This window comes from Mesorhizobium sp. M2E.F.Ca.ET.209.01.1.1 (assembly GCF_004010375.2).
Classification (GTDB): Bacteria; Pseudomonadota; Alphaproteobacteria; order Rhizobiales; family Rhizobiaceae; genus Mesorhizobium.
This window is the reverse complement of record NZ_SADP02000762.1, coordinates 1-323: the sequence shown is the minus strand read 5'-3', so window position 1 is coordinate 323 and position 323 is coordinate 1. Positions and strand designations below refer to the sequence as shown.

Here is a 323-nt window from a genome sequence, read left to right as displayed (position 1 = left end):
CGCCGATCGCATCCGCACCTTGCCGACGATCCTCGCCAACCATGCCGCGAGCGGCGAAGAGGCCAAGCTCGCCCGGCGCCTTGAAGCCTATGCGGACAACACGATGGGTGTGCTGCGCATCGCCTTCGCCAATGCTGGCATCATCGACTTCTTCGCCTCGCTCTCGATTGCCATCCTTGCCGTCTTCCTTGGCCTCGGCCACCTCAAGCTCGCGATGATCCCCGGTTTCTCCAACCTGGCACTCTGGCAGAGCCTGTTCATCCTGATGATCGCGCCGGAATATTTCGCGCCGTTCCGCCGCTTTTCGGAGCAGTACCACGCCA

1 pseudogene is annotated in these 323 nt (G+C 62.5%); it reads left to right on the top strand.

Annotated features, from left to right (window positions below):
* A pseudogene (locus tag EN852_RS37795) lies at positions 1-323 on the top strand (ABC transporter); the annotation flags it as partial.